The 22516-nt window shown below is 41.8% G+C and carries 20 protein-coding genes; 9 read left to right on the top strand and 11 right to left on the bottom strand.

Annotated elements, in window-relative coordinates:
• Window positions 1-10 precede the first annotated feature (10 nt).
• Complete coding sequence (locus tag R2Q78_RS03940; protein ID WP_316789070.1) at window positions 11-1120, top strand: DUF4185 domain-containing protein; 1110 nt, start codon at window positions 11-13, stop codon at window positions 1118-1120.
• Here R2Q78_RS03940 and R2Q78_RS03935 read toward each other — a convergent pair.
• Window positions 1097-2881 carry a hypothetical protein gene (locus tag R2Q78_RS03935; RefSeq protein WP_316789068.1) on the bottom strand — a complete coding sequence of 595 codons (1785 nt, stop codon included), beginning with the start codon at window positions 2879-2881 and terminating at the stop codon, window positions 1097-1099. The two genes, R2Q78_RS03940 and R2Q78_RS03935, sit on opposite strands and share 24 nt — an antisense overlap.
• A gap of 137 nt (window positions 2882-3018) precedes the next feature.
• On the opposite strand from R2Q78_RS03935, the gene R2Q78_RS03930 reads away from it, so the two are divergent.
• From R2Q78_RS03930 to hemN, 3 genes are all read left to right on the top strand, one after another.
• On the top strand, window positions 3019-4203 hold the full coding sequence (locus R2Q78_RS03930) for a PAS domain-containing sensor histidine kinase (RefSeq protein WP_316789994.1): 1185 nt from the start codon (window positions 3019-3021) through the stop codon (window positions 4201-4203).
• Between the two features lie 109 nt (window positions 4204-4312).
• Entirely contained in the window at window positions 4313-4786 is a 474-nt protein-coding gene (locus R2Q78_RS03925; RefSeq protein WP_316789067.1) for a lactate dehydrogenase, read from the top strand.
• Entirely contained in the window at window positions 4776-6140 is a 1365-nt protein-coding gene (gene hemN, locus R2Q78_RS03920) for an oxygen-independent coproporphyrinogen III oxidase (protein WP_316789064.1), read from the top strand. Before R2Q78_RS03925 ends, hemN begins: the two co-directional genes overlap by 11 nt.
• Before the next feature lie 25 nt (window positions 6141-6165).
• On the opposite strand, the gene R2Q78_RS03915 is transcribed toward hemN, so the two are convergent.
• The 9 genes from R2Q78_RS03915 to R2Q78_RS03875 all read right to left on the bottom strand — a co-directional run bounded on the left by R2Q78_RS03915 (window position 6166) and on the right by R2Q78_RS03875 (window position 14797).
• Window positions 6166-6540: a group III truncated hemoglobin gene (locus R2Q78_RS03915; protein WP_316789063.1), complete on the bottom strand. Its 375-nt coding sequence runs from the start codon at window positions 6538-6540 to the stop codon at window positions 6166-6168.
• Between the two features lie 5 nt (window positions 6541-6545).
• Entirely contained in the window at window positions 6546-7205 is a 660-nt protein-coding gene (locus tag R2Q78_RS03910) for a sulfite exporter TauE/SafE family protein (protein WP_316789062.1), read from the bottom strand.
• A 23-nt stretch (window positions 7206-7228) separates the two neighbouring features.
• Window positions 7229-7651, bottom strand: coding sequence for a FixH family protein (locus R2Q78_RS03905; RefSeq protein ID WP_316789061.1), 423 nt, complete (start codon window positions 7649-7651; stop codon window positions 7229-7231).
• A 4-nt stretch (window positions 7652-7655) separates the two neighbouring features.
• A complete protein-coding gene (gene ccoG, locus R2Q78_RS03900; RefSeq protein ID WP_316789060.1) occupies window positions 7656-9053 on the bottom strand; it encodes a cytochrome c oxidase accessory protein CcoG in 1398 nt (465 codons plus the stop codon).
• Window positions 9053-9850: a cbb3-type cytochrome c oxidase N-terminal domain-containing protein gene (locus R2Q78_RS03895; RefSeq protein WP_316789059.1), complete on the bottom strand. Its 798-nt coding sequence runs from the start codon at window positions 9848-9850 to the stop codon at window positions 9053-9055. Before R2Q78_RS03895 ends, ccoG begins: the two co-directional genes overlap by 1 nt.
• Window positions 9847-10014, bottom strand: a complete 168-nt coding sequence (locus R2Q78_RS03890; protein ID WP_316789057.1) for a hypothetical protein — start codon at window positions 10012-10014, stop codon at window positions 9847-9849. Before R2Q78_RS03890 ends, R2Q78_RS03895 begins: the two co-directional genes overlap by 4 nt.
• Window positions 10015-10033: 19 nt before the next feature.
• The gene (gene ccoN / locus R2Q78_RS03885; protein WP_316789055.1) at window positions 10034-12145 is read right to left on the bottom strand and encodes a cytochrome-c oxidase, cbb3-type subunit I; all 2112 of its coding nucleotides are present in this window, start codon (window positions 12143-12145) and stop codon (window positions 10034-10036) included.
• A gap of 73 nt (window positions 12146-12218) precedes the next feature.
• Complete coding sequence (ccoS, locus tag R2Q78_RS03880; protein WP_316789054.1) at window positions 12219-12401, bottom strand: cbb3-type cytochrome oxidase assembly protein CcoS; 183 nt, start codon at window positions 12399-12401, stop codon at window positions 12219-12221.
• Complete coding sequence (locus tag R2Q78_RS03875; RefSeq protein ID WP_316789053.1) at window positions 12398-14797, bottom strand: heavy metal translocating P-type ATPase; 2400 nt, start codon at window positions 14795-14797, stop codon at window positions 12398-12400. Before R2Q78_RS03875 ends, ccoS begins: the two co-directional genes overlap by 4 nt.
• Window positions 14798-15272: 475 nt before the next feature.
• Between R2Q78_RS03875 and R2Q78_RS03870 the strand changes: the two genes are divergently transcribed.
• Window positions 15273-15662, top strand: a complete 390-nt coding sequence (locus R2Q78_RS03870) for a DoxX family protein (protein WP_316789052.1) — start codon at window positions 15273-15275, stop codon at window positions 15660-15662.
• A gap of 67 nt (window positions 15663-15729) precedes the next feature.
• Here R2Q78_RS03870 and R2Q78_RS03865 read toward each other — a convergent pair whose 3' ends face one another.
• Window positions 15730-15960 carry a DUF4287 domain-containing protein gene (locus R2Q78_RS03865; RefSeq protein ID WP_316789050.1) on the bottom strand — a complete coding sequence of 77 codons (231 nt, stop codon included), beginning with the start codon at window positions 15958-15960 and terminating at the stop codon, window positions 15730-15732.
• 144 nt (window positions 15961-16104) lie between these two features.
• Between R2Q78_RS03865 and R2Q78_RS03860 the strand changes: the two genes are divergently transcribed.
• Genes R2Q78_RS03860 through R2Q78_RS03845 form a run of 4 tightly spaced genes read left to right on the top strand, consistent with a single transcriptional unit; the run spans window position 16105 to window position 22515 of the window.
• Window positions 16105-17310: a Pycsar system effector family protein gene (locus R2Q78_RS03860; protein ID WP_316789048.1), complete on the top strand. Its 1206-nt coding sequence runs from the start codon at window positions 16105-16107 to the stop codon at window positions 17308-17310.
• A 4-nt stretch (window positions 17311-17314) separates the two neighbouring features.
• Complete coding sequence (ppk1, locus tag R2Q78_RS03855; RefSeq protein WP_316789046.1) at window positions 17315-19255, top strand: polyphosphate kinase 1; 1941 nt, start codon at window positions 17315-17317, stop codon at window positions 19253-19255.
• Window positions 19256-19263: 8 nt separating this feature from the next.
• Window positions 19264-20133: an SdiA-regulated domain-containing protein gene (locus R2Q78_RS03850; protein ID WP_316789044.1), complete on the top strand. Its 870-nt coding sequence runs from the start codon at window positions 19264-19266 to the stop codon at window positions 20131-20133.
• Between the two features lie 42 nt (window positions 20134-20175).
• Window positions 20176-22515, top strand: coding sequence for a GAF domain-containing protein (locus R2Q78_RS03845; RefSeq protein ID WP_316789042.1), 2340 nt, complete (start codon window positions 20176-20178; stop codon window positions 22513-22515).
• Window position 22516: the final 1 nt, after the last annotated feature.

Below are 22516 nucleotides of genomic sequence, written 5' to 3'. Positions count from 1 at the left end.
ATTTACTGAAATGGTAAGTTTCCCTGAAAATAAAATACCGGTCATCGCTTCAATATGTTTCTTTTTCAGTTTAGCCGCCTGCACAGCATTGCGGGAGAAAGGCAGGCCGAATTTAAGTAGTGACGTGGTTCCCTATGAAATTGCCCGTGTGGCGCGGGTGACAGGTAAAACACAGCCTGGCGAGCACCTGCCAAATCCAAATCAAACCCATGACCGGTACGATATTGGAGGTACAGACCTGGGAATTGCATGGGACATGGGGGATGGTAAAACAGGCCTGCTTTTCGGGGATACCTATGGGAAGGACTGGGCGCCTGTAAAGGAAGGAGGTCCGGGCAGGGCTGGCAACTGGCGGTCTAATGTGCTTGGGATCGCTGAGGACCGGCAATTAGAAGACGGGATTACTTTTACCAGTATGATCAGTCATGAACTGATTCCCTCGCCACATATTGTGGATGGCTCTGGAAGTCATACCGCTATCCCGACTGCAGCTGTAAATATAGCAGGTGTGGATTATGTTCATTTTATGGACATCAGAAAATGGGGCGGTCCGGGCAGCTGGGCGACTAACTATTCCGGCTTATACCGATCTCCTGATAAAGGAAAGCGATGGGAAAAGTGTAATGAAATCCGGTTTTCTGCAAACAGTAACTTTGCTCAGACAGCCTATGCTAAAAAATCGGGATATGTATACATGACGGGGACAGTCTCAGGAAGATGGGGTGCCATTTATCTTGCCCGTTTTAAGGAATCAGCTATATTGAAACAAGAACAGTACGAATACTGGAACAAAACAAAAGGTTGGGTGTCGAATGACGAAAAAGCGGCTGATCCCATTATTAATGCTCCCGCTGGAGAACTTTCACTTGCATACTATACCAAATTCAGGCGCTGGATAATTACGTATCTGAATGAAGATAAACATCAACTCGTCATGAGAACGGCTAAAGAAATTAGTGGCATATGGAGTGCTGAGCAGACACTGGCCAGTGCGGCAGAATATCCCGGACTGTATGGTGCATTTATTTATCCCGGGTATGGAAATACCGATCAGCTTTTCTTCCTGATGTCTATGTGGCAGCCATATAACGTGTTTTTAATGAAGGCCAGGTTGAAGTAATAAATATTGTTCGGCCTGTAGCAGGAGGCTGTGCATTTCTTTTACAGAAAAACCAGAATGCTTACTTATTTCAGGGATCAGTTGTTTGTAATAACTGATACCACTCATTAACTGTTCCTTGAACTTACTGAAGTATTTGATCTTTTTAGCGTTCAGCTCGTTGATCTGACCGGAAATATCCTTTTTTAGATAATCTATATAAAGATTTAGTTCATTGATGAACAGGTTTGGTCTGCTCATGTTTTCCAGCAGGTTTTCCCGTCCGTAAATGTGATTGATCATCTCCTTTAAGCTGTATTTTCTGGAAAAATAAGCCAGGTTTGGTCCGGGACAGATGCTGACTGCCTTATTTTCTTTTGGCTTTAGCATGGTGTTTTTCAGGTATGCCGATGCACATAGTCCTTCGCAGAGGCAAACCTTTTCGGTCACTGCTTCAAATTGCTGCCTGTAATTTTCGGGGCTAAGGCCCATTTCATTCAGCTGTTTAATCTTGAGGTGCTGGTATTCCCTGGAAGCTGTACAAATCGGCAATTCCGTAAATTCTGTATTGGTGCAGAGGAATTTCTTGGTGCATGGGCTTCCCGGTCTTCCTTTTGCTATGCGGTCGACCCGCTGCTGTTCTATGCTGCTGCCTCTGAAATTATTGAACAGGACGCCAAGAGGAGAAGCGTTACTCAGGTAAAAATCGTCTTTTTCAGCTTGTTCCAGTTTCAGAAGGGTGTCATCATCTACATTTGTAGCTTCCGGTACCAGTAAAAATGGGCTGCCCCAGCCTGCTGCATCCAATTGATAGTAATTGAGTAAAAATGCATGCTCTTCCGCTGTTCCTATTCCTCCTTGTGCAGTGATCTTTTGCGGAGGAAGTATTGGCTGTGCGAATCCTTTGCTGATGAGAATGGTGCTGTAAATTTCATATAGTTCTTCTGCCAGTACCCCACGTTTTTCTTTAAATTCCTCCAGTATGGGTCCCAGTAAGAAGCCCTCAGTTGCAAATGCATGTCCTCCGCAGTTCAGACCTGATTCTACCCTGAATTCCGACACCCATAATCCTTTTTTCGCGAGTATTTTAGCCTGAATCATGGCTGACCTGAAATCGCTTACTTTGAGTATGATCTTTTTTGTCAAAGACCCGGACGCGTCAGGATAAAAACATGCACATTGTTCCATATATGCATACAATCTTGGGTTTAACCCTGCCGATATGATTACCGCGGAGTTAAGATCGCTATTGGCGAAGCCACGCATCGCGGCCAGCGCATCGGTATAATCGTCGCCCAGGTATTCGTTATCAGTGTTATAATTTGCCTTGTCGACCTTTGACATGATGTTTACATCAATTTGTCCTGACCTTATTGCCGCTTTTAATTCCTTTTCTATCATCAGCCTTTCTGGTCCGCTCATTCGCAACATGCAGAGGTAGGAGGTTTTCAGTACTGACTGTTCAGGTAGCAATTCAAAATAGGTGGTCAACTCTGTTCCCTCTTTAAATTCTTCTTCTTTCAGTTTTGAAAATTGCTTGTATACCAGTCTGTTCAGCAGGTTTAAGTAAGCAGTGATGCGCAGCGCCCTGCTGTCTTCCGTCTTCTTGTCGATCTGCTCATACTTTTCACCATTTTGTTCCATATGAAATTTTCTCATGCGTTCTGTCAGCTCATCATCTACAATGGACACGACAGATGAAATGCCAAAGCGGGCAATTTTTAAAGGAGTATCTATAGAATAGCCAAGGCCTAAGACAGGAATGTGAAAAGTATGGTTCATGTGTTTTTTTAAAGATTGATTTCAGGTACAAAATAGCAGTGTATTTTCAGCTTAAAATATGACAGGAGTCATGTTTTAACATGATAGGGATAACAAATCAATACTGTTCAAATTGTATATTTGTGAAAAGTAGCATAATGGAGCAAGTCAGGTTATTAGAAGCAATTATTGAGACAGCAATCGATGGGATCATTACCATCGACAATCGTGGGAATATAGAAAGTCTCAATCCTGCCGCGCTTAAGCTATTTGGTTATACTATTGAAGAAGTAAAGGGCAGGAACATCAAGATGCTGATGCCGGAACCTGATAAGAGCGGCCATGATGGTTATATTGAACGTTATCAAACCACGCGGGAAAAACGTATTATCGGTAAGGGTAGAGAAGTAAGGGGTTTAAGGAAGGATGGTACAACTTTCCCTTTTAGGTTGGCTGTAAGTGAAGTTCAATACGACGACAGGATCATCTATACAGGTTTTATTCATGATCTTTCCAAAGAGAAAGAAGCAGAGGAACGTCTGAGAGAATACGCTGCTGAGCTGGAAGAACTGGTCGAAGAACGTACCAAATCATTGAAAAAGACGGTGAAAGCCTTGAGTGAGGCAAAAGAAGAGGTGAGCTTGTCGCTGGAAAAGGAAAAAGAACTGAACCAGATGAAAAGCAGGTTTGTATCTATGGCCTCGCATGAATTCAGGACGCCTTTAAGTTCTGTTCAGTTATCAGCATCGTTGATAGAAAAATATGCTCATCCTTTTGAGAATGAAAATATTACCAAGCATGTAGGAAAAATCAAGAATGCAGTGGGTAATCTTACTACTATTCTGAATGATTTCCTTTCTCTCGAACGCCTGGAAGCGGGAAAGGTAGAGCCTGCTTTTAGTTCCTTCGACTTAGTTAAACTTTCTGAAGAGGTAACTGAAGAAATGCAACTGATTGCCAAGCAGAACCAGAATATAATCTATCAGCATACCGGGTTGACCAGTATTGTGAATTTAGATCAAAACCTGCTTCGTAATTGTATGATTAACCTGATTTCTAACTCCATTAAATACTCCGGGGAAAATACTTTTATTGAGTTCAATACAGAGATCAATGACCATGAATATACAGTGGTTGTCAAGGATAATGGGATTGGTATTCCCGAGGCTGATCAGAAGCATCTGTTTCAACCTTTCTTTAGAGCCAATAATATTGGAAACATTCCCGGGACAGGATTGGGACTTAACATTGTCCGTCGATATGTGTCCCTGATGGATGGATTACTTCACTTTGAAAGTACGATCAATAAAGAAACCACCTTTAAACTTTCTTTTAGAAGGTAGTCTGTCCTGCATCGGGCTTTAAAATTGATAAACATCACTTTTCTGGCTGACGACCCTCATTCTCCGGGACATGCGATACTGCTAATTTTGATTTTAAAATCAAGTCAGCATGAAAGTAGTCGCATACAGTATCAAGTCTTCGGAAAAAGAACCGTTGGCAATAGCCAATCATAAAAAGCATGAAATAACTCTGATTTCTAATTCTTTAAGCATAGAAACTGTAAGTTATGCTTCAGGTAAGGAAGCGGTCATCGTATTTGAGGAGGATGATGTTTCTGCAGCCGTGATCAATAAACTTGCTGAACTGGGTGTAAAGTATATTGCAACAAGATCGACCTCCAGCGCTCACATTGATCAGGACGTAGCGGCAGTTTATGGAATCAGACTGGCTAGCGTGCCTGAAGAGATATTGACAGGACTTACACCAGCAGAACTTCCATTGGCCCTTGCTTCAGAAACCATTCTAAATCTCGATAAATGGCAGCAGAACCGTTGTCTGGGACTTTCCTGTGTCTGTTCCAGGTCTTGCGACAAAGCCAGTGAATTAACGACAATCAACAAAACACACCACCATGACCACTAATTTATTGATCGACAAGTATTGTGTCTCTGCACCACGCTATACCAGTTATCCGACTGTTCCTTATTGGGATACAGCTTCATTTGATGAAGTCAAATGGAAAAACGCAGTAAAAGGAACTTTTGAAGCCAGCAATCACCTCGACGGGATTAGTCTGTATATTCACCTGCCTTTCTGTGAAAGTCTGTGTACTTACTGCGGATGCAATACCAGGATCACCAAAAATCATAAAGTAGAAGTTCCATACATAGCCACTGTTTTAAAAGAATGGCAGTTGTATGTTGCTTTATTCGATACACGTCCGGTTATAAGAGAGCTGCATCTTGGAGGGGGTACGCCAACTTTTTTCAGTCCCAAGAATCTGGCCTCACTGCTGAACGGGATCTTTGAATATGCTGATATGCATGAAGAAGCAGAATTTAGCGTTGAAGCACATCCGGCAAATACGACTGGTTTACACCTCACCAAATTGAAAAAACTAGGTTTCAAACGCCTGAGTTTAGGTATTCAGGATTTTGATATCCGTGTACAGCGGGTCATCAACCGTGTACAGAGCGTGGAGGACGTGAAGACAGTGACGGAACTTGCGCGTAAGGCAGGGTACTATTCAGTGAACTATGATCTGATTTATGGTCTTCCTTTACAAACTACACAGGGATTGCGGAATACTATGGATGAGGTCCTCAAACTGAAACCTGACCGCATTGCATTTTACAGTTATGCACACGTGCCCTGGATGAAACCAGGACAAAGGCATTTTTCTGAGCAGGATTTGCCAACTGCGGGGCAAAAACAGGAACTGTATGAACTGGGTCGCCAGCTTTTGAAAGATGGAGGCTACATCGAAATCGGGATGGATCATTTTACGCTGAGTACGGACAGTCTGTATGAAGCAGGAGAGCGGGGGAAGTTACACCGGAATTTTATGGGTTACACCCATCAATACAGCAAACTCATGATTGGTCTCGGTGTTTCATCCATCAGTGACACCTGGGGTGCTTTTGCCCAGAACGTAAAGAAGGTAGAAGAATATACCGATATGGTGAATGATGACCGTTTACCGGTTTTTAAAGGACATATCCTGGACGAAGAAGATCTGGTGATTCGCAGACATATCATCAACATCATGTGCAGGGGATATACTTCCTGGCGGTTACCTGAAGAAAGAACTGAAGCTTTAATGCAGGGCCTGGAACGCATGCGGTGGCTGGCTCAGGATGGTTTGGTGATTTTATCTGAGGACCATTTGAGTGTGACACCGTTCGGGAAAAGGTTTTTGAGAAATATTTGCATGAGCCTTGATGCAAGGCTGTATGATCATCAGCCTGAAACGGCACTTTTTAGCGTTGCAGGGTAATTAATTATCCTGCAGCAATATGGTGTTATTTTCTGTTTGCTGCTATTTTGAACCGCATGAGCTTTGCGATAGAATCGGCTCTGTTGACAGCCTGCTGAGCATTGAGCCCGTTGAACTTATCAGTTACTGTCATTGTCCAGATGCTCATCCAGCGATCAAAATGTTCAGGTTCTAATGGGACGGTTTTGTCTAATGTGATGTGCTTCAGCATCGGATTCCCTTTATAAGTGACGACATCCAGTAAAATCGTTTCCCAGAAGGTGACCATTACAGGGACGTGTGCTTCCAAAGAGAAGTTAGCGGCGTTAAAAACAGGGCCTATCAGTTCGTCTTTCAGGGCTTTCTGGTAAAAGGTTTCTACCAGATATTGTATGTCTTCTCTATTTTGTATATCTCTCATTTTAGTTATTTACATATTGTTGCTTCATTCGGGGCTTGCGGACTTAAATATGGTATATTAAGTTCCATACCCCTTAGGATAAACCAGATGCCAAGGCAAAGCATCATATAAGGGATGATTTTATTTATCCTCTTTCTGAACAGTTGTCCTGTAAAGCCCATGCTGAACGTAGCAATGAACATTAAAGGTACGGTGCCCAGACCAAACCAGAACATGTACGATACCGCATTTTGTATATTTCCGGTATTTAATGCTCCGGCCAGCGCAAGGTACACAAAGCCACAAGGCAAAAGCCCATTGACAAGTCCGATAATGAGGTGGCTGGCCTTATTTTTCAATGCATAGCTGAACAAACGGTTAAATGGTTTCAGTAAAAAGGAGGGGTTTTTGCTGAAATAAGAAAGTTTGGTTATCCGGGATATCGCCGCCAGGAGGATCAGGATGCCACTGAGGATACTGATTAGCTGCTGAAATCCCGAAAGCCAGATCTGACGGCCGATTGTACCAATGATCAAACCAAGCAGACAATAGGAGATGATCCTCCCAAGCTGATAGCTAAGTTTGTCTAGCGCAACATACAGCCAGGCGCCTCTAAGCGAAGGGACTGCAAAAGCAAGTGGTCCGCACATACCAACACAGTGCAGGCTGCCCAAAAGGCCGATCATAAAAGCTAGTTTGTCGCTACTCATTACAGATTTACCTCCTGTTCGTACAAGTATGATTTCTCTTTGCTCTTCCAGCTGATGATCAATCGCCACCGGCCTTTAGCTATATCTGTTGTAGGTACCATGAATTCATAATCAGCATTGGTCTCAAAACTGATCTTTTTATCCATTTTCTTATCTGAAACACGCATTAGCCTGAGGTTCCCAACGGCAATATTCTTAAATTTCAGTACGATGCTTTCAGTCGATAGCTGGATTTCCGGTGCTGCATTATCTGTTTTTACCTGTTCCTTGCCGGTGTATTCCTGGTTGTAGTTCAGACCTTTTTCATAGTAGTCAATATCCACCAAAGCATCAGTTTTGCTGTTGAACATCAATACTGCCAATACAATGATGAAGGTCATAAACATACCCATTCCGATCATTAATTTTGTTCCCCAGTTCATGTGCTTAATGGTTAGGTGGTGCGATAAATGTGGTTTCAAAAAGATCCAGCGTCTTTCCTCCGGATACCAGTCTGAAGCTGATTTCAGTCTTGTATTTTTTGATCTCGCTTTGAGGAAGGATCACAAAGAAGGTTAGTTTTGCGACGCCTCCATAGGCTATGGAATCCTGAGTTTGTATGTATTGGATCTTTGCTCTAGGATGGTCCGGGATGATATGGAACTTCAATCCTTTACTTGTTTTGTTGATGAGTTCGGTATTATATAAATTACTGACTGTCTGGTCTTCTTCTCTTGTTTGATAAAGTGTTCCATTAGCCCGTAGGATCGTAGTCTTAATCTCACTTCTGGTCATCAGCAAATAAGACAAGGCACTCATAAGGACAATCAATACAGCAGAATATGCATAGACGCGTTTATTGAGTTTAAAGCCTTTTTTGTCCCTGATCTCGTCCTCAGATTTGAAGCCAATGAGTCTGATGGGCCGGCTAACCTTTTCCATTACCATATCACAGGCATCTATACAGGCGGTGCAGTTGACACATTCCATTTGTGTGCCATTTCGGATGTCGATTCCAGTGGGGCAGACATCAACACATAGTTTGCAATCTATACAATCGCCCTTGATGTTTTCAGCATCCTTGATGCGCTTAGACCTTGGCTCACCACGCTCATAATCATAAGCCACTATGATACTCTGGTTATCCAGCAGTACGCCTTGTAAACGTCCATAGGGACAAACCACGGTACATACCAGTTCACGCATCCTGGAAAACACCAGGTAGAATACAATGGTGAATATGCAGATGGAAATAAAGCCCGACAAATGAAGGAATACAGGCTCCGTAATGATTTTAATGAGTGCTGCCGAACTGATGATATAGGCCAGGAATACATTGGCGATCAGGAATGAGATGCTAAGGTAAATGATATGCTTAAAACCCTTTTTGAAGATCTTTTCCGATGTGAGCGGGCCTTCGTCCAGTTTTTTGCGTTTGAACTGGTCGCCTTCGATCCAGATTTCAATTTTACGGAATACCATTTCGAGGAATATGGTCTGGGGGCATGCCCAGCCACAAAATACACGGCCGAAGACAACGGTAAACAAGACCACGAAAACAATAAAAGTAAGCAGAGCCAGCACAAATAAGTAAAAATCCTGCGGCCAAAAGATTACCCCGAAAAACACAAACTTCCTTTCCAGTACATTTAGCAAGATCAGTTGTTCACCGTTTAGTCTGATAAAGGGAGCAGCAAACAGGAGGGTCAAAAAGAAATAGCTGAGCCGGCTTCGATATCGGTACAGCTTTCCCTTTTCCACACGGGGGTAAAGCCATTTTCGCTTTGTACCATCATCGGTAAGGGTGGAAAGTTGTGTTCTGAAATGTGCCGGACGCTGTGACATTATGGTTGTTTTGTACCCTGAGGAGCTTTAGCACCTGCCGGATTGCTTCCCTGGATAGATAAAATGTAACTGCTGATCTCGGCGATCTGTTTTGCATTCATAGTTTTCTCCCATGCGATCATGCCTTTTTCAGGTACGCCATACTTGATGGTTTTAAAGATTTCTTTGATGGTTCCCCCATGCAGCCAAAATTCATCGGTCAGGTTAGGGCCTACCAGTCCCTGTCCATGCTCACCATGACAAGGCGCACATACGTTTTTGAATAATGCGCCTCCGGCCTGAAGTACAGCAGCGTCTGTAGATGCCTCTACATTGGTTTCATTTATTTTATTGGCTTTATTGCCAGGTTTTTGTAGTAATGCAATCCGGTCGTCTTCTGCCTGCTGTAATTCAGCGGCATATTCATCCTCCTGTAATTTACCCCAATCCATCACATGATAGCTGAACATATATACAACAGCAAAGATCATTGTGCCGTAGAATAATACCATGAACCAGGCAGGAGTGGGGTTATCCAGCTCTGCAATGCCATCAAACTCATGGTCCATCATCAGGTTTTTTTCTTCGGATATCGGCTTTAATCCCATAATCGTGTTCCAGATGCATGATTTGGCTTTCTTTTTCATCTCCAGCTGTTCCTGTTGCAGATGGTATTCTGCTTTTTCTGCTTCCGTCGCAAAACGTGTAGGATTGATACTTTCCTGTACAAAGAGCCTGATTACTTTTAAAACCAGTACCGAAACAACCAGGATAATTATTGCGGTAAACAGTAAGGCCCAGATCAATATATCGGTCATTTTTCTTCGTCATTTAATGGTAGTTCACTCATGTATTTTACTTCATCCTTTTTCATGATGATCAGCAGGATGGCGACCACGATGAAAAAAAGCATGAATATTCCCAGTGAAGTGATCAGGTAACCCTGGTTGCCGTCTACCTGATCTAAAAATTGCTTAAACATATGCTTGTTGTTTAATGTGTTATTTTGCTTTAATGTCAGTTCCCAAACGTTGCAGATAAGCAATCAGGGCAATGATTTCCTTGTCGCTCGCTACTCTCACGTTGTTATTTTTAAGGTCGGTAGCAATACTTTTTGCCTGCTTGTCCAGATCCTGATTTGCTTCGTTTTCATATCCCAATTCGTATGGTACACCCAGTGTGCGCATCGCATTGATCTTTGACCGCGTCGTAGTCGTATCCAGTTGCTGTGTGATCAGCCATTCATAAGGGGGCATGATGCTGCCCGGCGACATGGTTTGCGGATCCAGCATGTGATTAAAATGCCATACATTGCCATATTTACCGCCTTCACGCTGCAAATCAGGTCCCGTACGCTTCGATCCCCAGAGAAAAGGATGGTCATATACAAATTCACCAGCCTTGCTGTATTCGCCATAGCGTTCGGTTTCAGAACGGAATGGGCGTATCATCTGAGAGTGACAGTTTACGCAGCCCTCGCGGATATATAAGTCGCGCCCCTGCAGTTCCAGCGGTGAGTAAGGTTTTACACTGCTAATGGTGGGGATATTGGATTTAATGGTAAAAGTAGGCATCATTTCTACCATACCGCCAATGAGGATGACGATGAGAGAAAGTACCAGAAACACCATCGGTTTGCGTTCCAATACCCTGTGCAGTTTTTTCTCGCTGCCTTGCGGCTGGTAGTCTTTAGCCAGCGCCATCGCTTCGGCCGGTTCATTGGCCAGTAGTTTACCTGTCTTAACGGTTTTGATGAGGTTGTAGGTCATCGCAATCACACCAATCAGGTATAGCGCGCCTCCAATAGCCCTAAGGACGTACATTGGAATGATCTGGATGACTGTTTCCAGGAAATTGGGATATTTTAACATGCCCTCTTCGGTAAACTCTTTCCACATCAAACCTTGCGTAAAACCTGCGAAATAAAGCGGGACAGCATAAAATATAATCCCCAGTGTTCCGATCCAGAAATGAAAAGCAGCCAGTTTTTTAGACCATAGCGGAGTTCTGTAGATTCTTGGGATCAGCCAGTACAAGATGCCGAATGTCAGGAATCCATTCCATCCCAGGGCACCCACATGTACGTGTGCTACAATCCAGTCGGTATAGTGTGCAATTGCATTGATCTGTTTCAAAGCCAGCATCGGGCCTTCAAAGGTGGCCATACCATAGGCAGTCAGTCCCACCACCATGAATTTCAGAGTCGCGTCTTCACGGACTTTATCCCAGGCTCCTCTAAGGGTAAGCAGGCCATTGATCATTCCGCCCCAGCTTGGTGCAATCAGCATGATGGAGAAGGCTACACCTAATGACTGAGCCCATCCTGGAAGTGAGGTGTAAAGCAGGTGATGTGGGCCTGCCCAGATATAAATGAAGATGAGCGACCAGAAGTGAAGGATACTTAGCTTGTAGGAATAAACCGGTCGCCCGGCCATTTTTGGCAGGAAGTAATACATCATCCCCAAGTAAGGGGTGGTCAGGAAAAACGCTACTGCGTTGTGGCCATACCACCACTGTACGAGAGCATCTTGAACCCCTGCGTATAAATAATAACTTTTGAATGCTGATATCGGTAACTGGAAGGAGTTGACGATGTGCAATACTGCAACAGTAACGAAAGTAGCGATGTAAAACCAGATGGCCACATACATATGTTTCTCTCTTCTTTTGAAAATGGTACCAAACATATTTACTCCAAAAACCACCCAGATCAAAGTGATGGCAATATCAATCGGCCACTCCAGTTCTGCATATTCATGAGATGAAGACAGACCAAGCGGCAGGGTGATTACAGCAGATACAATGATCAGTTGCCACCCCCAGAAATGGATTTTGCTGAGTACATCGCTGAACATGCGTGCCTTAAGCAATCTTTGCAGCGAATAGTATACTCCCATAAATATGGCATTACCTACAAAGGCAAAGATGACTGCATTGGTATGCAAAGGCCGGATGCGGCCGAATGTAGTGTATTGGGAACCCATGTTCAATGCAGGCTTAAAAAGCTGCATGGCGACAAGGAGTCCGACTGTCATGCCAATGATACCCCATACAATGGTGGCTATGGCAAAGTTTCTGACGATTTTGTTGTCGTAGTAAAATTTTTCAGTCATGTCAAAATAATGAATGGTTTATGTATGTAAAGCTAGTGTAGGGTGCGTTTTTATAGAATGACCTTTGTTCTGGCTAAACATGATTTTCGTCACTTTTTGCATGGTTTTCAGGTGTTGGCTCATCTTCAAAAAGGATACGTACCGCAGGAGTATAGGTGTCGTCATGCTGGCCGGTTTTACTTGCCCAGAAAAACGCAGCTAAAAAAATAAGCGCGAGCACTATGCTGCATCCTATCAGGAAGTAGATCATATTCATAGCAATTTGTTTTTACGTGCGTACAACCTGATGGCTATGCTGGTGAAAAGAATGATAGTAACGGTGCTCAGTGGCATCAGCACAGCTGCGAATAGCGGAGAGAGTATACCCTGTACCGCAAAGTACAGGCCCAGTGCATTGTAAGCCAGTGATATGGCAAAGCTGAGGTGAATTACAGTTACAGCATCTTTTGCCTGGCGGATAAACATCGGCAATTTATGGAATGCCGCACCATCAAGGATGGCATCACAGTCAGGGGAGAAGTTGTTGATGTTATCGGTCACTGCCACACCTACATTGCTCTGACGCAATGCTCCGGCATCGTTTAGTCCATCACCCAGCATCATGATTTTTTTATGTCTTTGCTGTAATGCTTTGATGTACTCCAGTTTATGCTGTGGTGTTTGCTGGAATCGCATTTGTTGTGCGCTAGGGAAAAAGGGGATCAGTGTGTGTTTGTCATGATCCTGATCGCCGGATAAGAGGTGAAGATCTGCCCACTTGCTCAGTTTAAAGATCAGGTCTTTGAAACCTTTGCGCCATTGCTGTTCAAAGAGGAAGTGGCCCAGGTATTCGCCATTGATCATGACATGTACTGCGCTGTTCATTGGAGAGTTGATCAGCGGCAGGCCGATAAAAGCGGAACTTCCCAATTTCACTTCTATTCCATTGATTCTTCCGCTGATTCCTCTTCCAATTTTTTCTGTATAATCGACCGTCGGATAGCATTTTTTTATATTCAGCAACTGCACCAGCTCCCTGCTTAGTGGATGCCCCGAGTTTGCCGCGAGGTCATTGACCAGTTGTTTTTGTGCGGCAGTAATGTTGCCTTTGAAAGTAATTCCCGTAGCTTCCGGGTTGGTAATGGTTCCGGTCTTATCAAATACAAAGGTGTCGATCCGTGCCAGTTCCTCCACCACAGCGGTGCTTTTAAGGTAAAATTTATTCTTGTCTAATATGCTAAGTACAGCTGCAAGCGTAAAAGGAGAGCTTAAAGCAAGTGCGCATGGACAAGCAATGATCAGTACTGCAGTAAATGATGCGATGGCTTTTTCTGCCTCGCCGGTAAACATCCAGTAAGCTCCCGCTCCTCCGGCGATGAGTAGCAATGCAATGCTGAAATACTTGCTGGCCGTATCGCTGAAGGTTTTGATGCGGTCTTTTTCACTGAAAAAAGCTTCATTGTTCCATAGGCTGGTCAGGTAACTTTGAGACACCGGTTTGATGACTTCCAGTTCTATGGCACTGCCGAGTTGGCGGCCGCCTGCGTACACAATTTCACCAAGTGTTTTGGTCACCGGTATAGACTCACCAGTTACGAAACTAAAGTCGATCTCCGCTTCTCCTTTTAACAGGATGGCATCGGCGGGAATAATTTCATTGCTCCTGATCAGGATTCTATGGCCTTGCTTTAGTTCGCCAAGCGGAAGGGAGCTGGTTTCACCATTTTTGATAATGGTGACAGCCACTGGAAAATAGGAACGGTAATCCCGCTCAAAAGAAAGGTGGTGATAAGTACGCTGTTGCATCCATTTCCCAATCAGCAGAAAGAAAATCAATCCACACAGGGTGTCTGCAAATCCGGCGCCGGTACCGGTAATGATTTCTGCCAGGGTACGCATGAACATTACTGTAATGCCCAATGCCAGGGGAAAGTCGAGGTTAAGTACTTTATTCTTTAAATTGGTATATGCTGAAATAAAATAATCACGGCCGCTGTAAAAAGTTACAGGAATGCAGAATGCGATGTTTAACCATCCAAAAAATGTCCTGAATTCATTTTCCATCCGGGATAACCCAAAATAATCGGGGAAGCTGAGCAGCATGACATTGCCAAAGCAAAATCCGGCAACTGCAATTTTAGCAACCAGGTTTCTTTCAGAGCGGTCCGATTGTTGTTTTTTAACAACATCCTGCAAAGAGATTAAGGGCTCATAACCTATGGAAACCAGCATTTCTACTACTTTTCTAAGAGATACGTCCTGATTCTTAAAGGTGATTTTTACGGTTTTTTTCAGGAAATCAATCCTGGACTGCCGGACAGCAGGATTGATCTTGTGCAGGTTTTCCAGCAGCCAGATACAGGAACTACAATGGATAGCAGGGATAAAAAGGGTAATGACCGTATTTTTTTCATCCATATAATCCACAAGATCAGCCATGATGCTGGGCTCATCCAGGTATTCAAAATGTCCGACCGGATGCTTTTGCGTTTGTCCTGGTACATCGTTGTAAATGTAATAGTTGCAGAGGTTGTTGTCTGAAAGGATTTTGTATACACCCTGACAGCCCAGACAACAAAATTGTCTGTCATCGAAAAAGTATGGTTTTGAAGGGAGTTCGTCTCCGCAATGATAACATTGGGTTTCCGTATCGATGGTCTTTTCTGTAAACATGATCAAAATCAATATTGCCAAAGTTCAGTAGCCCGAGCAGAACTTTACATGACAGTAGTCAGGGGCAATAGTGATGTGTATCACTTATACTCAAATTCGATTCATGATGACTTCGTAATGAATGCATGTTGTTTTTACTTTAAATGAATGGTGAGTCCACGTTTTTACTAGGAAAAGGTGGACTCACCCTGCACTCATGGTGCAGTCATGGTGCACTCATTACGAACGGAATACGATCTTTGCCTTATTCCATTGTGCTATACAGGTACAGATTAGTGAATTGACTTTGTGCACAGGTCTTATTTCCTGCTATTGGCGTAATTTGATTTTTAAATATGATTATGTTAAAGAATCTTTATTAAATTGGTATTAATTATCGTTAAGTCTGTTTACCCAGGGGGCTGTTTTTTACCAAAATCCTCCAGTAAAATTGATAGAAGTATTAATTTGAAAACCAACCTAAACTAAAACAAACATGAAAATTGTAAAAAACATCCTTAGCGCATTATTCGGTTTAATGTTTCTAAATGCCGGACTTGACAAATTTTTTCATTACAATCCGATGCCCAAAATGTCGCCTGAAGAATTGGCTCAAATGATGAAACTGTATGAGGCTTTCGGAACAATTAAATGGTTAATGCCTTTAGTTGGATTTATAGAGGTTCTGGGCGGATTGCTTTTTATATTCCCTAAAACAAGAGCGCTCGGTGCCATTGTGATCTTGCCGGTAATGGTGGGTATCGTATTGCACAATGCAGTACACATGCCATCAGGGATGGGGATGGGAATTGCATGCGTAATGTTGCTCATTAACATCTGGATGATTGCAGACAATTGGAAAAAATATCAGCCTATGGTAGCTTAAATGGAGCTAAACAAAGGCATCTCACAATAAATTGAAAAAGATAACGAAGTCAATTAGTCAAAATTTATCATTGACTATTTTCATTCTTAATTCCCTTTAGAAGTGCGTATATGGCCATTGAATGTCCGTGTCCCAGGTCATAATCATTTTTTAGCCAGGATACAATTTCACCTGCTTTTACTTCTGGTCTAAGTAGGCCATTTTCAGTGAAATGTTTTTCTTCAGCTTTATTTCTGAAATCACCTGGTTCTAAACCAGTCTTTTCCTTTATGGTTTTTAAGTATCCTTGAAATGACATATTGCTATTTTTAGTTTCTAACTACACAAATATAGAAGTAAAGGAAGCGAGAAGAAATGGTTAAACACGACAAATTAAAGGGCCAACTACGACTTTATTAATAAAAAAACCCTCATATTTATACAATAAAAAGTATGTATTAAGATGCAGTACCGGGAAATATTAGATCAGCTACGCGCTCACGTTGCAAATCTTTTTCAATCCAATAAGGATGAGAGGTTTATTTACCACAATTTACGCCATACAGAACAAGTTGTTGAGAATGCAGTAAGGATAGGGAATCACTACCAGTTATCCGATCCGGATTTTTTTATTGTAACTGCTGCCTGCTGGTTTCATGATCTTGGGTATATGGTAGACTGTGGACAACATGAGGCAAAAGGCGCTGAACTTGCAGAGCAGTTTTTAAAAGAAAGAGGCTTGGGGCAGGAAGTAACAGATCAGGTAAAAGGATGTATACTGGCAACAAAGATGCCCCAGCAACCGGAAGGTTTACTACAACAGATTGTGTGTGATGCTGACCTGTTTCATCTCGGTGGTGATAGTTTTAAAGAAAAAAACAAGTTGATGCGCAGTGAAGTTGAGGCCTTCACCGGATACAAAATAGATAAAGGGCGATGGAGAGAAAAAACCATTGCGCTTTTTAAGATGCATCATTACCATACTGATTACTGTCAGCAGTTATTAAATGAGAAAAAGGCAGCTAATCTGGCCGAATTAGAAGATAAAATGAACGAAAAGAAATCGGAAGTTGTAGCAGATACTAAGATCTCACTTATTAAAGAGGAGAAGAAGGAAGAGAAAAAGAAAAAGAATGAGAGGCCGGAGCGTGGTGTAGAGACCATGTTCAGGATCACTTCCACAAATCACCAGCGTTTAAGTGATATGGCTGATAATAAGGCCCATATTATGATCTCTACAAACTCCATCATACTTTCGGTAATATTGAGTTTGCTGTTGCGAAAACTTGAAGACAATCCTCATTTGATCATTCCGACATTATTGCTGCTGATCATTTGTGTAGTTACTATGGTATTCTCTATTTTGGCCACTAGACCTTCGATACCTGAAGGTATATTCACACCGGACGACATCAAAGCGAAACGTGTAAACCTTTTATTTTTTGGTAACTTTTACAGAATGAGCCTGCCTGATTATGAAAGTGGAATGATCAAGTTAATGGATGACCGTGATTTTCTTTATGGGAGCCTAATCAAGGACGTTTATTCTCAGGGTGTCGTACTCGGACGTAAATACAGGTTGCTTAGAATTGCATATAACGTATTTATGTTTGGTATTATAGCTGCGGTACTTGCCTTTATCGTAGCTGCTGCGGCAGTAACCATGTAGATTTATGGAAGAAACTGTTTTCTTTAACAGGGATTTAAGCTGGCTTGGTTTTAATGAAAGGGTGCTTTTGGAAGCCGCGGATGATGCTGTTCCAATTTTAGAAAGGATTAAGTTTCTTTCCATATACTCTTCTAATCTTGACGAGTTTTATAGGGTAAGGATGCCGGTTTTAATGGCCGTTGACGAATACTACGAACAGGCAAAATCGGCCATTAATACCCAACAGCAAAAATTTGGTGAAATTATATCCAGCCAGATTCTTCCTGCCCTGGAAGATCTCGGTGTGCACTGGATCTATAACAAGCCGATTCCTGACAAGATAGCCAATCAGGTCTCAGAACTGTTTTTTACAGAAGTACTTGCCTATATTCATTCAGACCCTATAGATAAAGACCTGAAATCTTTTTTTGCAGAGAATAATAAGCTGTACCAGGTGGTCATTTTAAAAGATAAAAAAGGAATTGAGCGGCTTGAGCTCATCAACATACCTTCTGAATCAATGTCCAGATTATATGCCATTGAATACCAGAGTGAAAAGTACGTTGTGTTCCTGGAGGACATCATCAAACAAAACATGAGCTATCTGTTTCCTGATGATGAAATAAGAGGGGTATTTAACCTGAAGATTACCAGAGATGCCGAGCTAAAGATAGATGAAAAAAGCAATGAAGATATAACGGAAGCTTTGGAACGTCAGCTTGAAACCAGAGATTTTGGTTTTGCAACGCGTTTTTTGTGCGAACCGGGTATTCCGCTTCGTAGCCTGTACAGCATGATCTATTCATTGAACCTGCAAAAGGCATCAATAGTAGAAGGGGGGACATACCACAATTTAAAAGATCTGAGTGATTTTCCGCTGCAGGGCAGTCAGTATAGTTATCCAAAATGGCCGGCAGCAGATTCAGTTAAGGTTTCTCCGGATAGTACTTTGTTTGAGGAAATCCTTAAAAAGGACATCCTTGTTAATGTCCCTTATCAGCGGTATGACCCTGTGTTGAGATTTTTTAATGAAGCTGCAAACGACCGGAGGGTAGCTGAAATTTTTACCACGTTATACCGGGTAGCCAATAATTCCAGAATAGTAAGTGCGTTGATCAGTGCTGCAAGAAACGGCAAGAAAGTAGTTGTACTGGTAGAGCTCAAGGCCAGGTTTGATGAGGCAAATAACATCAAATGGGCTAAGAAAATGAAGGCATCTGGTGTCAAAATAATTTACAGCAGTATAGATCTTAAAGTGCATGCGAAAGTAGCGCTCGTAAAACGTAAGTTAGAAAGTGATATGGAATATCTGGGATTGCTGGCTACCGGTAATCTGAATGAGACCACTGCGAGGTTTTATACCGATCAGATTTTGCTTACTGCACATCAGCCAATGCTCAAAGAGCTGGAATTTTTGTTTGGGTTTTTAAGCAAGCGTAAAAAAGTACCGTTGGCAGAAGATCAGATAGAATTCAATCACCTATTGGTAGCCCAGTTTAATTTACAGCAGCGATTTTTGGATTTAATAGACCGCGAAATACGACATTCGAAAAGCGGAATTCCTGCCGGTATAACAATTAAGCTAAATAATCTGGAGGAAAGAATATTAATTACAAAGCTGTATGAGGCTTCACAGGCAGGGGTTAAGGTGCAGCTTATCGTGAGGGGAATATGCTGTCTGGTTCCCGGTGTGGCTGGGCTTAGTGAAAATATTAGCGTAATACGTATTGTAGACCGTTATCTGGAACATGCCCGAATCTTTGTATTTGAAAATAATGGCAATAAAGAGGTGTTTATGGGTTCTGCGGACTGGATGAACCGGAATATATATAGCCGGGTAGAAGTTTGTTTTCCGCTTTATGATGAAGATTTAAAAAGTATTGTGATGAAAATCATTAACTTACAGCTAAATGATAATGCACAGCAATCTATTTACTTATTTTTGCAGAACCAAACAAATAAATAGCGCCGCTTATGAAGTACGTCTACATTGCATTTTTTTATATACTGGTTATGGTAGTGTCTTTTTTTGGGGCTTATTCCTGCCAGAATCCCAATGGCAAATACACCAGTCCAAAAGGTTATAATTTCGATAAACCCGATAAGTTCAACATGCCTTCAAGTTTATTGGAAATATCTGGGATTGCATTCTATAAAAATAACAGCGATACCGTTTACAGTATTCAGGATGAAGACGGTAAGCTGTTCCGCCAAAAATGGGATGTCAAGAAGCAGAAAAACATGAAATTTGCATCAAAAGGTGATTTTGAAGATCTGGCAATTTTTAATGAGCGGGTATTTGTGCTAAAAAGCAACGGCGCTTTATATACTTTCCCGTTTTCTGAAGCAGTAAAAGAAGAATCTAAAAATGTAAAGGAAACAAAACACATCATACCTAAAGCAGAGTACGAAAGTATATATGCAGATCCTGCAACCAGCAAGCTTTATGTACTTTGTAAAAGCTGTCCGGTAGACAAGAAGCAAAAGCAGATTACAGGCTACTTACTGGATTATAAGGCTGATCTTGATTCAATCGTGCTTGCAGATAGTTTCAAGCTGGATCTTAACCAGATCAAAGCGGTTAATCCCAAACTGAAGCCGAGCTTGAGTCCTTCGGCGATGACCAAAAATCCAAAGACAAATGAATGGTACATTCTCTCCTCGGCCAATAAATTGCTCGTGATCACGGATGAAAAGTGGAAAATAAAAGCTGTACATAAACTGAATTCTTCAACCTTTAATCAGCCGGAGGGAATTGCTTTTGATAAGGATATGAATTTATTTATCTCCAATGAAGGAGATGAGATTACAGACGGTAATATTATAAAATTCAAATACAGATAGTATACTCAGATGCAAGCCATAACGCTAAATTTAAATCAGAGATTGAATGGGGAATCAGGAGCGTATTCGATAGGTGCTGACATCAGACTGTCTTTGAATCCTTTTATAAGGTACATAGAAAAGAGGGCCAGTACTGAGAAGACTGCGAAGATCAACTTTTACAGGTATATCCTGGAACAGTTTAATCAATACCCTGAGCTTAAAGATCCGATTTCAACTGAAGAGGCCAAGAAATATTCTGCGCTTTTTGAACTGATATATACTTCTTTGTCACCTATTATAAATGACGAGAACCAGCAGTTTTGGGCGATAAGCACACCAATAACTCCATGTTTTCATTATGGGACCAATGCATTTTACAATGTATTGATGGATGCTACCAGTTGTAGTATAAGGACTGATATCTCTTTACCTTCTAAAAAAGATATGGAGAAGAATGTACTTTCTGCATTCTACAATCTTGTGCTGGAACGCTTTTATAATTTTTCACTAACAGGAAATCAGGTAGTGGTCAATTCGATTATTGATCCGGATACACATTTGCTAAAGTATTATAAGCTTAATGTTGATACACGTTTCCTCGAGGTAACAACAAAAGCCAAACTTCCTGAATATAATCTTAAGGATGTGAAGGATTATATACAGGACGAGCGTAATACCTTAAAGATTTTATCGAAGCTGATACCACCGGATCTGTTTACGGTTGAGGGTATTTCCATAGTCACACTCACCGACGTTACAGGAGAGTATGCGCTGGAGACCATAAAGAATATCATTATTGAACACAGTGAGTCACAAAAGGGGCATTATACTAAATCTATTGCAACCGCACTGAAAACGCTCGTAGGTACAGATCAAATTGATTTTGGACTGATACCTTATATCAGACTGAATAACAGGCTTCAGATCAATGAGCATTCCGGGTTCACCAGTATACTTATACAGCTTGCTAAAGAAAATGATGTAGACGATGCCGCATACCTGGATCTCATAGCCGATTATATTTTAAATCCGAGAACATTGATCTTTCCGGAGATATCTGATGACGAGCGGTCTAAATATCCTATGCTGACTTTACTCGGGCAGGTGGGCGTAAAATCATATGCATTGTTCCCGTTGTACTATAATGCAAAACTTGTAGGTTGTCTTGAACTCTACACAAAAGATTCGAGTAAATTTAATGGAAATACGTTAACGAAGATAGAAGCTGCTTTTCCATTGCTGGCACAGCTCTTTCAGAATATCATTATTGATTTTAACAATGATATACAGGACATTATCACCGATAAATTTACTGCCTTGCAACCAGCTATACAGTGGCGTTTCCATGAAGCAGCATACAATTATTTACAGTCAGGTGCCAGAGAAAGGAATCTGCCTGTTGAACCTATTTTCTTCAGAGATGTTTATCCATTTTATGGCGCGGTAGATATTAGAAATTCAAGTATTCAACGTAATTCGGCAATCAGGAGAGATCTTTATTCGCATTTTGAAATACTTGAACAAACCATTAAGTCGATAAAGAGCACAATTACTTTGTGTAAAGAAAATGAGATACCCCATGAAGAAGCAATCTGGAATTATAAAAATCTGGATGAATTGTCAGATCGCGAAATCTTAAAAACAGAAGATTATTTGCAAAGACAAATTCCTGCGGCTATGGACCAATTGCGGGTCAGTCACCCTGAACTCGAGGGAATTATAAAAAAGTACTTTAAAGAGACAGGGGTAAATGGCAAGATCTTCGAGAACAGGGAGAAATATGAGAAAAGCATGCAAATGATCAATCTCGCAGTAAGCCGTCATCTTGATGAATTTAATGCAGAATTGCAAAGCATATACCCTAATTATTTTGAAAAGTTCAGGACGGATGGTGTAGAGTTTGATATTTATCTGGGGCAATCCATCGCACCTAAGATTCCTTTTACGGATGATTTGCTTGGCAGCTTCAGAATGAAGCAACTCAGGGTGCTTGCGGAAGTAGCACAGACGACTAATAATTTAGGTCCTTATTTCTCATTGCCGCTCGAAACGACACAATTGATTTTTGTATATGATAAACCTATTGATGTGAGTTTCAGGATCGATGAGCAAAGGTTTGACGTGGAGGGAAGCTACAATATCCGCTATCAGATGGTGAAGAAAAGGATTGATAAGGCACACATAAAAAATACCGATGAGCGACTGACACAGCCCGGGAAAATAGCGATTGTATATTTCAACAGTTCTGAAGCGAAGGAGTATGTCGGTTATATTAAGAAATTGCAGAAACTAGGCTTGCTGACAAACGATCTGGAATACCTGGAAATAGAAGAATTGCAGGGTGTTGAGGGGTTAAAGGCGCTAAGGGTAGGCGTTAGTTTAAAAAGAATAATGAATTGAT

The sequence above is a fragment of the Pedobacter frigoris genome (assembly GCF_032678645.1).
GTDB lineage: Bacteria > Bacteroidota > Bacteroidia > Sphingobacteriales > Sphingobacteriaceae > Pedobacter > Pedobacter frigoris_A.
The sequence above is the reverse complement of the archived record's forward strand: the minus strand, read 5'-3'. Positions and strand labels throughout refer to the sequence as shown.